Source organism: Robertmurraya sp. FSL R5-0851, from assembly GCF_038002965.1.
Taxonomy (GTDB): Bacteria; Bacillota; Bacilli; order Bacillales; family Cytobacillaceae; genus Robertmurraya_A; species Robertmurraya_A beringensis.
Genome location: NZ_JBBOOE010000001.1, coordinates 2,466,530 through 2,480,966 on the forward strand (window position 1 = coordinate 2,466,530; position 14,437 = coordinate 2,480,966).

Sequence of the window (14,437 nt, forward strand, 5' to 3'; positions counted from 1 at the left end):
TTGAAGATGTCCTCCTTTTTTATTTGAGAGTGATATGTTTGACCATGTTATACCACCGTACTCCTCCATGTTGTGATTGGGATATTCCGTGATTAACAAAGCCTAATTTTTCATAAAAAGTTACTAAATCTTCTTTACATGTTAAGGTGATACCTTCTCTCTCGTTTTCTAGTACAAGCTCTTCTATTTTATTCATTAAGATTCTTGCTATTCCTAGATTTCTTGCCATTGTGGACACGGCTAATCCTAAAATGCTCTGATATCCTCCTCTTGTCGGGTTCTTCTTGATTTTCTCAAAAAGATCATCTGTTATGTAAGGCTGATTAATAATAGGGCCATTAATATACCCAAGGATATCCCCTTCTTTTTCTGCCACAATAAACGTGTCAGGAATTAACTCAATTCTCTCTACAAATGCTTCTTTCGTGGCAGCTTCTTCTTTAGAAAATCCTTCATTCTCAATCAATAAAAGATGTTCTAGATCAGTTGATTGAACATTTCTTAAAGTAATCTTCATGGTTTATCACCTCTTACTTATTTCATAATCCACCATGGATACGATTTCTTGACTAACAGCCACCTTCTCAACACTTGAGTCTTTCGGGCTAACTGGAATCAGTTTCTTTCCTTCATCTGTAAGACTGTTGTATGCAATCATTTCCATGGATACTCCACTTTTCGGTTCCATTACACTACACCCGGTTATTGATATAAATAGTTGGATTATAATTAAAGTACTTAACAGCTTTTTCAAACTAATCCCCCTTACTTATCAAAAGGCGTTCAACTTTTCTTTAAATATAGTTATCGAGTAAAATTCGCTGGTTTGCAATGCTTTGATAATTTGGTGAATTTGAGGGCTTCAATACAAAAAAAGCATCCCTAAAAAAGGAATGCAGATGGCTTTACTATCTTATTTCTCTTTGATCTGTTCACGGATTTTTTGAAGCTCCTCAAAGGAGAGTTCACTTAGAGAATTTTTTATTTCTTCCTCAATTTTTTTCCTATTGTTTTCTTGATATTGCTCCCACCATTTTCTGAGACCTTCTGTATGGTCCAATATGTATTCAAAATCTATTTCTTCTACTTCTTCATCTGATATATATTCCAATACTGCTGCTAACATATGTGAAAGGCTCTCGTCTTTGTTCGGTTGATTACTCTTCAAATGGATAATTTTTTCTATTTCTGTCTCTTCTTCCGTTTGTGCAGACTTTCTTGGCATAGTACCTCTCCTTTAGAATTTATTTTTAAGAATAGTATGACCTTACATAAGTCTTAGAATATGGATGGATTGAAAATTTTGTTTACACAATATTAAAAAGTTAAATATTGATCCTTGATTGTGTAAATAATTGGTAACTTGGACATTCTCTCGCATTTTCTAATGTATGATAGGTTTGTAAGTTACCTAGACACTATTGAGGAGGCAATGAAAATGGAAAAATTAAAGAAAGAGACTGATAGCGAATAAAAAGAGCTAACCCCTGTCATGTTCATTGACAGGGGTTTAAACCTAAAACCATTAATATACCTGAAGGAACAAATCTTTATCTGATTCCCATACCGCATATGCCACTTCTTTCACTGAAGATATATTTCTTTCATTGAGGCGTTTGATTAACCCTTTATAGTCCATACCAGATTCTTCTAAATGTTCCATAATGACTTCCCCATCACTGATGATCGTCAAAGGTACCATTCGTTTGGTTATTTTCAAGTTAAAATCTTTATATGTAGGTTTATCGGCCTCTTGTTTCTTTAAGATACTTATCGAGCCATTTGGTTCTAAAATGGCATATTCAACGTCTCGTAAGGAAAATACATCCTTAGATCGCAGCAATTGTTGAAGTTGATTAATATCAAGGTGATTCCTCTTCAATTCTTTCCAATCTAATTTTCCTTCATGTATGATAAAGGATGGTTTTCCCTCTAAAAATAGTCGCAGTCTTAGGGATTTCTGGGTCGTAAATTCCGTTATATAAATCAGGAGATCACCTTTCTACTACCTTACCTGTTATTAAAGCCCCGCTATTCCCCATCAGAAAAAGGATTTAAATACCTCCAACTCTACCTCACACCGTGTACAACGATAAGTAATTTCCATCGCATCTTCATAGGTTTTGTGAAGAGTCTCCTTTTTGCAGTTCTCACCATACTGAATCTGTTCCGCTTCAACGCCCAAAATGATTCCTCCATTTTTTTATCATGAATACTGTTAGTTTCTCCAAGTAGAAGAGGAATTATTAAGCATGTTAGTAGTCATAATCTTTCTTCGAAGCTTGATACAAAAAAACCGCAAAGCATGAATCGCTTTGCGGTTTCTCTTTAATGTCCTACGACTTTCTCTAGTCCACCTGGTTTGTTATGAACGGCTACTTTATCGATTAATTTATTGCTTTCTTTATTCAATCCTACTAGATTCACTTTAGCTCCGTTTTGATGGTATTTAATGACGATTTTATCAATTGCACCAACTGCGGAATCATCCCATAAATGAGCTTCCGTTAAGTCAATATTCACTTCTTTCACATGGTCATTGAAGTTGAAGTGTTCAACAAAGTCTGTGACAGATGCAAAGAAGAGCTGACCAGATACTCGGTAGAATTTCTTATTAGAATGATCTGAGGCAAGAGTCGTAACTTTTACCTTAGAAATTTTTGACGCGAAGAAAATTGCACTTAAAATGATACCTACCAAAACTCCTTTTGATAAGTCATGTGTCATTAATACCGTAGTAACGGTCGCGACCATTACAATCGTATCAGTAATCGGAGTTTTGTGAAGAGATTTCACTGAACCCCAATCAAATGTCCCAATAGACACCATGATCATTACACCCACTAGCGCTGCCATCGGAATTTGAACAAGGAAGTCATTTAACACTAGGATCAAAATCATTAAGAACACGCCTGCCACAAAAGCAGAGAGTCGGCCACGTCCACCCGATTTTACATTGATCACCGATTGACCAATCATCGCACATCCAGCCATTCCACCGAACAGGCCTGATATGATATTGGCAATCCCTTGACCACGTGCCTCTTTGTTTTTATCACTTTTCGTATCCGTCATATCATCAACGATCGTTGCTGTTAGCAAGGATTCCACTAAACCAACAATCGCAATCGAAAGTGAGTACGGGAAAATGATTTGCAACGTCTCAAACGTTAATGGAATATCCGGCAGTAAAAACATAGGTAAAGCTTGTGTTAATTCACCCATATCTCCAATCGTACGAACACCACTACCTGTAAAGATAGCAATAGCAGAAATGACAACGATCGCCACCAATGGAGATGGAACAGCCTTTGTAAATCGTGGGAGAATATAAATAATCGCTAATGCCCCCGCTACCATTGCATACATCGCCCAAGATTCTCCAACAAAGTGTGTTAATTGGCTCGTGAAAATAAGGATTGCTAACGCATTAACAAAACCTACCATTACGGATCGAGGAACAAATTTCATCAGTTTCCCTAGTTTCAGTACACCCATGACAATTTGAATAATACCTGTCAAAATCGTCGCTGCCAACAGGTATTGTAGTCCATGTTCAGCCACTAATGTGGTCATCAGTAAGGCGGTAGCACCAGTTGCCGCAGATATCATCCCTGGTCTTCCCCCAACAAACGCAATCACAACAGCAATACAGAAGGACGCATACAATCCAATCATCGGATCTACTCCTGCAATAATTGAGAAGGCAATCGCCTCTGGGATCAGAGCCATAGCAACGACTAATCCTGCCAACACATCTCCTTTGATGTTCCCAAACCATTCATATTTAATTGTGTTTAAATTCATGAAGCACCTCTTCTTTTTTATTTGTAGTGACTTTCAACTCTCATGAAAGTCTGGGCCGTTTTTAACAGAAACAAGTATATAAGAATGTGATGAAATTGTGAAATGTTAAGAAAGCGCAATCATCTTTTAATTGCTCGTGAAATCTCTATATTATTTGGATAAACACAACAAACCTTAAATTTTAATAAAAAAGACCCTGATTGGTGTATGGACCAATCAGGGCTACCTGATTTCGTATGTAAGTTACCGGCTTTTTTCTACCGAAAAACCTAATTGCTTTAACGCATTCTCCAGTGATGATTGTGTAATAACCTCATTAAAATCTAATCCAATATTGACTATCGTTTGCGCCAATTCTGGTCGAATACCTGTGATTAACGGTTCAATTCCACTTAGTTTTAAAGCCGTGATAATTTTATAAAGCTGGTCAGCTACCATCGTATCAATGATGGGTACACCAGATACATCCATAATTAGTGAATCTAACTGAAGACGTGATCCTTCATTGAGTACGGTTTCCATGATTAATTGCGCTCGGTTTGTATCTATCGTCCCAATAAGCGGAATCACCGCAATCCCTCTGGTGACCGATACAACAGGAACGGATAATTCCTCTACAGCGGAATAAGCAATTTTCATTAATTCTGTGTTTCTCTTTTCATACACTTCACTCATCACTTGCAGTACTTTATCTATTAAAGGATCAATGATTTTAGACACATCAAGCATCGTAATAGCTGCAAATTGTTTTTCTGCTAACTCATCGGTAAATACATCCCATAAAATGGTTCGGTAAAAGCTAACAGCGCGTAAGGCATTGCTTAAAGTCACCTGATATTTTAACGCAAATTTAGCGGCCTTTTTCCCCCAACGGATCACGTGCTCTTGAATGATCTCATTGTCCTCGAATAATGCTTGACCAAAGAATCTGACCAGTTCCCCTCTATATACATGAAGCTCTTGAGCTGGTGCTCCCGCTTTACTTAAACTGGAGGAATAATCCGAATCGATTAACTCCGATATTCTGGTAGCTAATATATCTTCATTTTTTACAATCTTTTCTCCAATATAACGTAATTCCTTTTTCACATTCGTAGTCTCCTTGTCTGTATGCCACTATAAATAATTCAACATCCAGCAGTTAGAATCCTTCTTTAAGAGTGGAGCGATATAAAAAAAGAGCCAACCGGCAAAAATATACGGTTGGTCTTTTAACTTCTTTTTCAATCAAACGAACCCATGGTTTGAAGCATGTCACTCGATTCCTGTGACACATAAATCGTTCTACTAGGGAACGCCACTTCGACTCCCTCGTCTTCTAAAATCGCCATAATCGCTATATTGATTTCATGTTTAATTTTCACATGCTCTCCCCAGACGGTAGTGTTCGTGAAAAAGTATAAGAGGATATCAAGGCTACTATCATTATACTGATCGAATGCCACCATAATCGTATCCGGATGAACATCCTCATGATTTCGCAGCAGATGCTCCACTCGCTGAACGACTCTTTGAATTTGATCTTTAGTAGATTTATAGTTTAGTCTTAAGTGGAAAGTAATCCGTCTTTTCCCCATTCGACTCCAGTTGGTGATTGGTTCGTTCGCTAGAGTTGAATTCGGAACCGTTACTAACGCCTGACTAAACGTCCGAACCTTCGTGCTTCTGAAATTGATATCCTCTACCGTTCCCTCGACACTAGGAGTTAATATCCAATCTCCTATCGAAAAAGGTTTTTCCGTGACAATCACGATTCCGCCAATCAGGTTGCCTACCGCTTCTTTTGCGGCTAGTGCAAAAGCTAGTCCGCCTAGTCCTAGTCCTGCAACCAAGCCATTTACGTCATAATCAAACTCCTGACCAATAATACTGATACTGATGGCAACAAGAATCACACGAATCGTTCTTGAGATAAAAGGAATCAATATCAAATCTATCTTATTATTAATCTTTTGATTCACACTCATAATAATTCCTGTGGTTGGTGAAGAAAGATTAAATAATCCCCACGTAATGGTCACAATCACCATTGATCGTAAAAATTTTAAAAATAACGCATTGTGCTGCTCGATAAATGGGAAGTAATCCATGGCGATATACAACCCGATAATGATAAATAACAAGCCGATCGGACGTTCAAAGCTTAAGCATATTTGCGTAAAGAAATCTGTAGGTGTTTTTCTAGACAATTTTAAAATCAATTGAAATACATACTTCGTGAATAGGTTTCTAAATAGGATAAATAAAAGCAAAACTCCTATAGAAATCCCTAAATCTTTCAACATATCATAGTCGAGTTGGACCGACAAAAAATCCATCTTACTTACCTTCTCTCTTTGTAATTCACCACATACATCCTCATATATTACTCTCATCACCAAGAGATTTGAATACAACAAAAGTCTCGTTTATAAAAAAGGATATAAGAAGGTAGACGAACGAACATCGACAAGCAATCGTTGAAATTTGTAGTATATTGACTGAAAATGTTGGTAATAAATGGTTTAATTTACAGACTGATGTTGTTAAAATAGTTTTTGTGTTGAAAAATAATACGTGGAAAGGTGTGTGGAAATTGATTTATGAAATAGTCCTTTATAAAGGTCTAAAGTGTCATGTAGTATTTGATTATGGAAATGGAAATCTCGAAATCTTATGCTTGGATGAAGTTCTCCTCGTACACGAGGGTCAAATAGATCGGTTACACTAAAAAAGAAGCAAACATACGTCTACTTCTCTCTCCACCAAGGAGTTCTCGGACATTCATCCTTACCTATGCAAACGGTTTCCCCAATTTTCGGAGTCGCAATGCTCACCTGATGCTGAGATGCCGCTTTCGTAACCCGTTCAACCGGATCAATCCAGGAATGGAAAGCTAGGGTAAAAGCTCCCCAATGAACAGGAATTAACAAATGACCACGAACATCAAGATGCGCTTGTACCGTTTCTTCCGGTAGCATATGTATATGGGACCAACGCTCATCATATTGACCGCATTCCATTAAAGTTACGTCAAAAGGTCCATAGGTTTCACCGATTTCCTTGAAGTGTGGACCATAACCGCTGTCGCCACTGCAGTATACCTTTGTATCACGACCTGCTATCACCCATGAACATCACAAAGTAGAATTTCGATTAAATAAACCTCTTCCGGAAAAATGTCTTGCAGGCATACAAGCTAGGGTGAGATTCTCAAGCTGAACTTCATCGCCCCACGCATGCTCAGTAATTTTTTCTGAAGGAACACCCCAATTCATTAAACATCGTCGTACCCCTAACGGTACAATAAATCTTTGTGTCTTATCTTTTAATCTACGAATAGATGAATAATCCAGATGATCATAGTGGTCATGTGAAATTACAATCGCATCGATACTGGGGAACGCTTCAGGTTCAATAAGCAAGTTTGTGCGGAACCGTTTCGTACCAGCCCATGAAACTGGTGACGGAGGTCCAAAAGTTATGAATCTATTTGCCAAGAACAGACTAGCGACTACTATCAAAAAGATGACCACTGTTTTTACATACTTCAATAAAAATCTCCTCCCTAAAAATATTCATTTCTACTACTGACGTAAAAGGTGGCTGAAGGGTTACTTTTCTTGCTTCATGGTCCTACATCATTTAAAGTGGAATTAATTAATTCAGTTGGAGGATATGTTTTGAAACTCAGTGTTCTTGATCAATCAGTTATCAGTAAAGGAGCAACGGCCCCAACTGCACTACGAAATACCTTGAAACTCGCGCAATTAACCGAGGAATTAGGGTATACTCGGTTTTGGGTTGCCGAACATCATAATTCAAACGGAATCGCAGGCTCTTCTCCGGAAGTGCTCATTTCTCATATTGCCTCGCGCACAAAACAAATAATTGTCGGGTCTGGCGGTGTTTTGCTCCCACAATACAGCCCATATAAAATTGCCGAAAACTTTAAAGTATTAGAAGCCTTATTTCCCAACCGGATCGACCTAGGAATCGGCCGGTCTCCAGGTGGTGCTGCAACCACACGAATCGCATTAACAGATGGACTAAGGAAAAGTTTGAATGAATTCCCACGTCAACTCAGGGATTTGCAAGCCTTTCTGCGTAATGACGTACCTGCCAACCATCCTTATGAGTCTGTGAATGCCTACCCCGTTTCTTCAAGAGTACCTGACATTTGGATGCTCGGAATTACACACCGAGGTGCAAGGTTGGCTGCAGAATATGGGACAGCCTTTACGTATGGACATTTCATTACTCCGGTTAACGGACAATCGGCGTTAAACTTTTATTATGAAAACTTCCAGCCCTCCCCTCTGCTCGAAAAACCAAAAGCAAATGTATGCGTATTCGTGGTTTGTGCATCCACTCAGGAAAAAGCAGAAGAATTGGCTTTAAGCCAGGACATGTGGCTTTTAGCTATCGAAAAAGGACTGGATACTCAGATTATGTCTATTGAGGAGGCAAAACGAATTCCTCTAACAAGTGCAGACATAGTTAAAATCCAAGAAAATCGCAAACGCATGATCATTGGTACACCCCAGAAAGTGAAAGAGGACATACTTAGGTTAAGCGAACGGTATCGTACAGATGAATTTATGATTATTAATAATGTTTATATCTTTCAGGATAAAATGGAGACGTATACGTTGTTAGCGGAGGCTTTCCTTTGATTGTAGTTTGGATTCGTGGGACTAGGCTGATGTTTAGCTCCCTCATTCCACTAATTCCTGGAAACCACGGGCACTAAATCCAAACTTGGTTCCCCCATTCCACTAATTCCTGGAAATCTCAGGTCCTAAACGCCAACTTATTCCCATCAACCCACGAAACCCCGGGTAATAACAATACCCATTTTACTCTAACCATAATTTCCCTACATTTTTTTTGCTTTTTTATGTCTACATTTCTTCAATAACGGGTAATGATATATGTCGCGCATGAATAATTAGCCCCTGCGGATTTTGTCGAAAAATATCTTTTTGTGTATGCAGTTACCTTTGGACTAATGAACTTATCCTATATATACTAATTTAGTAGAATGTTAGAAAGGATTTCCGTATGAATTCGCTACAAAGACTAGATGATGAACAATTATCAACGATTATAATTCGAGCCATTAAGTTTAACTTAGAAAAAGAGTTTATCCAATTTTTAAAAAATGAGGCGATAAGAAGGTTGATGTATTCACAGCATGATCTTATATCAAAGCAAAGTCTTCAAGATGCGCTTGATGTGATTTATTTCAAAAAAGAATTAGAGCTTTTACATGATGACCATTCGAAATGTACAGATCAAGCGATAAGAGAGCAAATATGGATCGACATTGAACTTTTACAGTCTGTCATTGATTTAGCAACCGAACAGATCAAATAACCCCCATCCTGCAAAGGCAAACCTTATGAAAATAAGAGACGCAAAGCCACGGGCCTAACGCAATCGCTATGGTAGCCGAGCCGCCAGGAAACTTCCTCTTTTTTGATTACCACTACACTTACTATACCCACTACCAAGCATTGGACAGGTTTTTTTCATATTACAAAATGCACATACTCCCATTTTTTTAAAAACAAAAAATCCCTAACAAGTAGTAAAGTTCCTACTATGATAGGGATTTGGTATCAATTGGTTTGAGGTTGATAGGTATGTAAAAACTTCTGAATTCTCGTTGCGGCTTCTGCTAATCTTTCAGAAGGCTGTACTAATGCGATTCGCACGTATCCTTCTCCCCCTGCTCCAAAAGCATCTCCTGGTACAACCGCCACACCCGCGTGTTCAAGTAATTCAAAAGCAAACTGGCGAGAGGTCCAACCTTGGGGAATTTTCGTCCATATGAACATCGTTGCCGGAGTAGTTTTCACTTCCCATCCGCCCTGGTTCAGTCCATGAATTAAAGTATTTCTTCGGTCTTCATATATGTATTTTTGTTCAGCAAGCATTGCAAAGTCAGAAGTTAATACGGCTACAGCTGCTTTTTGGATTGGTAAAAACACTCCATAATCCATATGTGATTTTAGTGAGGCTAGAATTTGTAATGCCTGAGCATTTCCGACCACATATCCAATTCGGCAGCCAGCCATATTAAAGGTCTTCGATAAAGAATTGAATTCAATGCCCACTTCTTTCGCCCCTTCAATAGACATAAAGCTCAATTGAGGATGATCATCAAAAATAAGTTCCGAATAAGCGAAATCGTGTACCACCAGAATGTCATACTTCTTCGCAAAAGCTACTAACTTTTCAAAAAAGCTCCTGTCCGCAATGGCAGTCACTGGATTTCCTGGGTAGCTCAAGATCAACATTTTTGTTTGTGCTAACACCTCTTCCGGTATGTCCTCTAAAATAGGAAGAAAATCATTTTCTTCTAATAAGGGCATTGGATACACGGCTCCGCCCGCAATCGTGACACTCGCCTCGTAAATGGGATAACCTGGATCAGGTACAAGCACATATTCACCCGGATTCACCATCGCCGTTGCCAAGTGTGAAAGTCCATCCTGTGAACCCATGAGCTGAAGAACTTCATCCCTCGAGTTAAGCTCCACTCCATAACGATTTTTATAAAAATAACTAACCGCTTCACTAAACTCAGCCGTTCCTTTTAGCGTATATCCATAATTTGCTGGATCTTTACTATATGTAGCAATTGTATCCATCACCAAAGACGATGGAGGTAAATCAGGACTACCAACACTTAAATCGATCACATCTTTCCCACTATTCAATAGTTCATGTTTTCGATTGGCTAAGTCTATAAAAATGGAGGTTGTTAGTTTGTCGATCTTAGCTGATGCCTTTAATTTCATTTGGGTTGTCTCCTTATTGTTCAAAACTATACGACCATTTTAAAATGGTTTGTTTTTTAGTATAGCAAAAAAAGAAAACCTAATCATGTAGGTTTTCAATTTTTCCCCTGTATTTGATTGAAAAAATGCTCCGAGTCAATTCTCCACCGATCCATCACACTATTTTTTATTAAAATCATACTTATATTCTTTGTTACTTTTCCACTTTTATCTGTGTGATATTTTACTTCTACCGGAACTTCTAGCACCAGCTGCCCTTCCAGATCTTCCACTGGTAAAAAGGACATAGAAGTAATCCGGAAATAAGTAAATGATTTGGCCATTTTCTTTAATTTTGTAGAAGTTTTATTTTCCGCAATCGTTACTTTTAGTAAATGTGGGTCTTGATATTTTAAGCCTGTAACAAAAAACTCGATCATTTCATACGGATCAACAGTATGTAGGTACTCTTCTTCTTTTCCGCCCGCTTTTAAGATCATTAGATGATGGAGTTTATCCATCTTTCCTGAGCGATGAGTGGTGCTTCCATAAAAGTGAATGCAAAAATGTCCAGGAAATCCGTTTTGGAGTGCTCCTCCTCCGTGAGGCATTCCATGCATAGAAGCAGCAATAAATTGATCTCCTACCTTCACGATAATCGCTCTTCTTTTCCAACTCCACTTTCCATCATATACTTCCTTCATGATCTTTGTATCTTTAGTGGTAAGAGGCTGAACATCTGCATGTCTGCTCCCCGATCGTCTTTGAACCTGAAACTGTTTCCCCGTCTCGACATCAATTACGATAAATTTCTTATATTTTGGCAAGATGTCTTTGGCGACCTCCCAAGGAAGAATCTCAATTTCAAAGCTAACCGGAAGATCATCATCGTCATACTTTTGTTCATTTGCTTTAGAATCTACCGGAAAAATGCAAAGACAGATAAGAATTCCTATTATCACAAATAATGAAAAGTTTCTCATATCACACCTCACTTTTCATATTCTTTTCCATCCAAAGATTAAATATTTAGGAAACGTAAAATTACCTAAAGATTCATAAGTACCAGTCCTAATTCCTATTTATTAAGGAAATTGTTAGTCCTACTATTGTTATAGCTACGCATGAATTAATAAAACTTTCTAATTCGAGCACAGTAAATCCTGCTAAAACAATTAATCCATCAATAAAAATAATTACAAGCGCTATATTAAAGGAAAAAGTTTCTGAAATGATTTTTGCTAATAAATCCGTTCCACCAGTACTTGTTTTATATCGGAGCATTAAACCAACACCCACTCCAATGATTACTCCTCCAATTAATGCACTTAGAAAGTGTGGAACTAAAAATTGATAACGAAGGGGAGCGAGCAAATCAATGAATAAAGAAGAGACCAACATCCCTTGTAAATTATTAAAAAAATAATTCCTGTCATTCAATGATGAAAAAACACATATTGGAAGACTTAATGCCACCATTGTAATTCCTGTCTGAAAATCAAAAAAGTAATGTATAATTAAGGCAATTCCAAGTATTCCACCATCAATTAAATGGTTAGGAACAAAGAATCCATTTACTCCAATTCCTAATAACAAGCTTCCGATAATAGTAGCTAGAAATCTCTCGAAAATAATAATCACCTTTTCCTGTCATTTTAATCTATAATTATGACAGGATTTATCGTTTAAGAATGTTAAACAAATGTAGACTAGGCAAGAATTTAATACTGATAAGTGTATCCTACGATAAAATCCCCATTGACAATGTCATGGGGATTTAAAAAACTTCAATATTTTATCATTCTGTCGATTGTGCTTGTGAAGTATTTTGTACCTGAGCTACCGCACTTAGAGCAGACGAAATTTCGTTTGATGCCTGCTTAATAGCTTCTTGAGCGAGTGTAGGATCAGAATTTGCTTTTTCAATTGCTTTTGTTAATAATTCTTGCGTGAGAGCTACATTTGCTTTTGCTTGGTTTAGCTGATTTACATCAATTTGAGGCATGACTATCACTCCTTTTGTATTTGCTACTGTAATATAATTACCTTCCATAACATTTTTATTATAGGAAATAACTACATCCTCTACTAAAGCATATTCAGGTATTTATTGTTTTTCTCTAGTACAACATAACAAGTGGTGAAATAGTAAAAGCGATGCTTAAATAAGCATCGCTCGTTTTGTTCCTGTATATGTTTCTTATTTAGTTGCTTGCTCAAACTTGCTTGAAACAGCATCCCAGTTAATGATGTTGAAGAAGCTTTCAATATAATCTGGTCTTCTGTTTTGATAATTTAAGTAATACGCATGCTCCCACACATCTAGGCCAAGGATCGCCACTTTGCCTTCCATGATTGGGTTGTCTTGATTTGGTGTACTAGTTACTTCAAGAGCGCCTTGTTCGTTTACCACAAGCCAAGCCCAACCAGATCCAAAACGAGTAAGTGCCGCTTTTGTAAATTCTGCTTTGAAGCTGTCGAAGCTACCAAATGCTTTTTCAATCGCTGCTGCTAAGTCACTGCTTGGTACAGCATTCCCTGCTGGCGCAATCACTTCCCAGAACAATGTGTGGTTTAAATGTCCACCACCGTTATTTCTAACCGCTCCTCGAATCGCTTCAGGCACGTCGTTTAGGTTTTTCAATAAGCTTTCTAAATCTTTTTCTTGAAGGTCAGCTTTTCCTTCAAGAGCTGCATTTAAGTTATTTACATATGTTTGGTGATGCTTTCCGTAATGAATTTCCATTGTTTGCTGGTCAATATGAGGCTCTAATGCATTAAAATCGTAAGCTAATGTTGGTAATGTGTAAGTTGTCATCATAACAATCCCCTTTAATTGTTCTTTTTATACTTTATGGTTTAAAAAGTATATTTTTAATTTACCTCAATCTTTCAAATTTTTCAATGTATTTGCATCATCTTTTTTCTAAAATTTTCTTATTTATTTCAAAATAGGAGCGTTTCTTTTCATTATTTATACTATATAGTATAATAAGTCTTATATTGCGATAGAATTGAGGTGTTACAGTCGTGAGTAAAAACACCAGAGAACATATATTGGATTTATTGAAGAAGGAAGTGTCACTGGCTGTTAATGAGCTGACCGAACGGTTACACATTACCCACATGGCTGTCAGAAAGCACTTAACTATTCTTGAGAAAGATCATCTCATCCAATCGATAGAAGTTAAGCAGCCCCTGGGCCGTCCCCTTCAAATGTACTCTTTAACCGAAAAAGGAGAACAGCTTTTTCCAAAAAATTATGAAAGCATAAGTGTCGAGTTTCTACGAGATATCCAAGAACTCCATGGAGAAGAAACGATTCAGCTTTTATTTGATAAAAGAGAAAAACGAATTACGGATGAATATAAATTAAAGGTTCAAGAGAAAAAGAATTTGTCTGAAAAAATAAAAGAGCTCGCCACACTACAAAATGACAAAGGCTATATGACCGAAGTGAATCAAGTGGACGAACACTCCTATGAAATGATTGAGTATAACTGTCCAATCTATGCGGTAGCCAAAGAATTTATGATCGCTTGCCGATGTGAAACAGACATGTTCAAAAACGTGGTAGGTACCAAACAAGTAGATCGGATTTGCTGCAAAACAGATGGAGATGACCACTGTCGATTTGTGTTTCGTGAATAAAAAAGGGACCTTACCAGCAGCTTGGTAAGTCCCTTTTGCGTTTAAGAATATCGATTCTATTGTTTTATGACGCGGCCATATCTTTTTTAAAGATCTCGCGTCATAAACTCTTTCTTATGACGCATTTCCTTCTGTTTTTTCACCTCTCACGTCATAACCCCATTCTTATGACGCATTCACTTCTGTTTTTTTACCCCTCACGTCATAAACCT

16 protein-coding genes, 1 pseudogene and 1 riboswitch are annotated in these 14,437 nt (G+C 37.6%); of the genes and pseudogenes, 3 read left to right on the forward strand and 14 right to left on the reverse strand.

Annotated features, from left to right (window positions below; all coding sequences use genetic code 11):
• Positions 1-19 precede the first annotated feature (19 nt).
• The 9 genes and pseudogenes from MKX65_RS12535 to MKX65_RS12575 all read right to left on the reverse strand — a co-directional run.
• Positions 20-517, reverse strand: a complete 498-nt coding sequence (locus MKX65_RS12535; protein ID WP_340903846.1) for a GNAT family N-acetyltransferase — start codon at positions 515-517, stop codon at positions 20-22.
• Between the two features lie 6 nt (positions 518-523).
• Entirely contained in the window at positions 524-688 is a 165-nt protein-coding gene (locus tag MKX65_RS12540; RefSeq protein WP_340903848.1) for a hypothetical protein, read from the reverse strand.
• A gap of 225 nt (positions 689-913) precedes the next feature.
• Entirely contained in the window at positions 914-1,225 is a 312-nt protein-coding gene (locus MKX65_RS12545) for a hypothetical protein (RefSeq protein WP_340903850.1), read from the reverse strand.
• A gap of 300 nt (positions 1,226-1,525) precedes the next feature.
• Positions 1,526-1,990, reverse strand: a complete 465-nt coding sequence (locus MKX65_RS12550; RefSeq protein ID WP_340906244.1) for a DUF421 domain-containing protein — start codon at positions 1,988-1,990, stop codon at positions 1,526-1,528.
• Positions 1,991-2,041: 51 nt separating this feature from the next.
• A complete protein-coding gene (locus MKX65_RS12555) occupies positions 2,042-2,185 on the reverse strand; it encodes a hypothetical protein (protein ID WP_340903851.1) in 144 nt (47 codons plus the stop codon).
• A 143-nt stretch (positions 2,186-2,328) separates the two neighbouring features.
• Entirely contained in the window at positions 2,329-3,807 is a 1,479-nt protein-coding gene (locus MKX65_RS12560) for a SulP family inorganic anion transporter (RefSeq protein ID WP_340903854.1), read from the reverse strand.
• A gap of 243 nt (positions 3,808-4,050) precedes the next feature.
• On the reverse strand, positions 4,051-4,896 hold the full coding sequence (locus MKX65_RS12565; RefSeq protein WP_340903855.1) for an STAS domain-containing protein: 846 nt from the start codon (positions 4,894-4,896) through the stop codon (positions 4,051-4,053).
• Positions 4,897-5,030: 134 nt separating this feature from the next.
• On the reverse strand, positions 5,031-6,125 hold the full coding sequence (locus MKX65_RS12570) for a mechanosensitive ion channel domain-containing protein (RefSeq protein ID WP_160549317.1): 1,095 nt from the start codon (positions 6,123-6,125) through the stop codon (positions 5,031-5,033).
• 411 nt (positions 6,126-6,536) lie between these two features.
• A pseudogene (locus MKX65_RS12575) lies at positions 6,537-7,256 on the reverse strand (MBL fold metallo-hydrolase); the annotation flags it as partial.
• 213 nt (positions 7,257-7,469) lie between these two features.
• On the opposite strand from MKX65_RS12575, the gene MKX65_RS12580 reads away from it, so the two are divergent.
• Complete coding sequence (locus tag MKX65_RS12580; protein WP_160549316.1) at positions 7,470-8,462, forward strand: MsnO8 family LLM class oxidoreductase; 993 nt, start codon at positions 7,470-7,472, stop codon at positions 8,460-8,462.
• Between the two features lie 388 nt (positions 8,463-8,850).
• Positions 8,851-9,165, forward strand: a complete 315-nt coding sequence (gene sda / locus MKX65_RS12585; protein WP_340903860.1) for a sporulation histidine kinase inhibitor Sda — start codon at positions 8,851-8,853, stop codon at positions 9,163-9,165.
• A gap of 5 nt (positions 9,166-9,170) precedes the next feature.
• Positions 9,171-9,253: riboswitch (cyclic di-GMP riboswitch) on the forward strand.
• Positions 9,254-9,410: 157 nt separating this feature from the next.
• Here the strand turns inward: sda and MKX65_RS12590 are convergent.
• From MKX65_RS12590 to MKX65_RS12610, 5 genes are all read right to left on the reverse strand, one after another.
• Positions 9,411-10,595: an LL-diaminopimelate aminotransferase gene (locus MKX65_RS12590; protein WP_160549315.1), complete on the reverse strand. Its 1,185-nt coding sequence runs from the start codon at positions 10,593-10,595 to the stop codon at positions 9,411-9,413.
• A gap of 95 nt (positions 10,596-10,690) precedes the next feature.
• The gene (locus MKX65_RS12595) at positions 10,691-11,557 is read right to left on the reverse strand and encodes a hypothetical protein (RefSeq protein ID WP_340903865.1); all 867 of its coding nucleotides are present in this window, start codon (positions 11,555-11,557) and stop codon (positions 10,691-10,693) included.
• A gap of 88 nt (positions 11,558-11,645) precedes the next feature.
• On the reverse strand, positions 11,646-12,215 hold the full coding sequence (locus MKX65_RS12600; protein ID WP_340903867.1) for a YitT family protein: 570 nt from the start codon (positions 12,213-12,215) through the stop codon (positions 11,646-11,648).
• A 157-nt stretch (positions 12,216-12,372) separates the two neighbouring features.
• Entirely contained in the window at positions 12,373-12,579 is a 207-nt protein-coding gene (locus tag MKX65_RS12605) for a hypothetical protein (RefSeq protein ID WP_160546723.1), read from the reverse strand.
• 195 nt (positions 12,580-12,774) lie between these two features.
• On the reverse strand, positions 12,775-13,392 hold the full coding sequence (locus MKX65_RS12610; protein WP_160546870.1) for a Fe-Mn family superoxide dismutase: 618 nt from the start codon (positions 13,390-13,392) through the stop codon (positions 12,775-12,777).
• A gap of 212 nt (positions 13,393-13,604) precedes the next feature.
• Here MKX65_RS12610 and MKX65_RS12615 point away from each other — a divergent pair, with 212 nt between their 5' ends.
• A complete protein-coding gene (locus MKX65_RS12615) occupies positions 13,605-14,225 on the forward strand; it encodes a helix-turn-helix transcriptional regulator (protein ID WP_340903870.1) in 621 nt (206 codons plus the stop codon).
• The last annotated feature ends 212 nt before the right edge of the window (positions 14,226-14,437 follow it).

Coding starts and splice junctions, on each gene's coding strand:
- MKX65_RS12535 (WP_340903846.1), bottom strand. CDS start 517: ATGAAGATTACTTTAAGAAATGTTCAATCAACTGATCTAGAACATCTT.
- MKX65_RS12540 (WP_340903848.1), bottom strand. CDS start 688: ATGGAACCGAAAAGTGGAGTATCCATGGAAATGATTGCATACAACAGT.
- MKX65_RS12545 (WP_340903850.1), bottom strand. CDS start 1,225: ATGCCAAGAAAGTCTGCACAAACGGAAGAAGAGACAGAAATAGAAAAA.
- MKX65_RS12560 (WP_340903854.1), bottom strand. CDS start 3,807: ATGAATTTAAACACAATTAAATATGAATGGTTTGGGAACATCAAAGGA.
- MKX65_RS12570 (WP_160549317.1), bottom strand. CDS start 6,125: ATGGATTTTTTGTCGGTCCAACTCGACTATGATATGTTGAAAGATTTA.
- sda (WP_340903860.1), top strand. CDS start 8,851: ATGAATTCGCTACAAAGACTAGATGATGAACAATTATCAACGATTATA.
- MKX65_RS12590 (WP_160549315.1), bottom strand. CDS start 10,595: ATGAAATTAAAGGCATCAGCTAAGATCGACAAACTAACAACCTCCATT.
- MKX65_RS12595 (WP_340903865.1), bottom strand. CDS start 11,557: ATGAGAAACTTTTCATTATTTGTGATAATAGGAATTCTTATCTGTCTT.
- MKX65_RS12605 (WP_160546723.1), bottom strand. CDS start 12,579: ATGCCTCAAATTGATGTAAATCAGCTAAACCAAGCAAAAGCAAATGTA.
- MKX65_RS12610 (WP_160546870.1), bottom strand. CDS start 13,392: ATGACAACTTACACATTACCAACATTAGCTTACGATTTTAATGCATTA.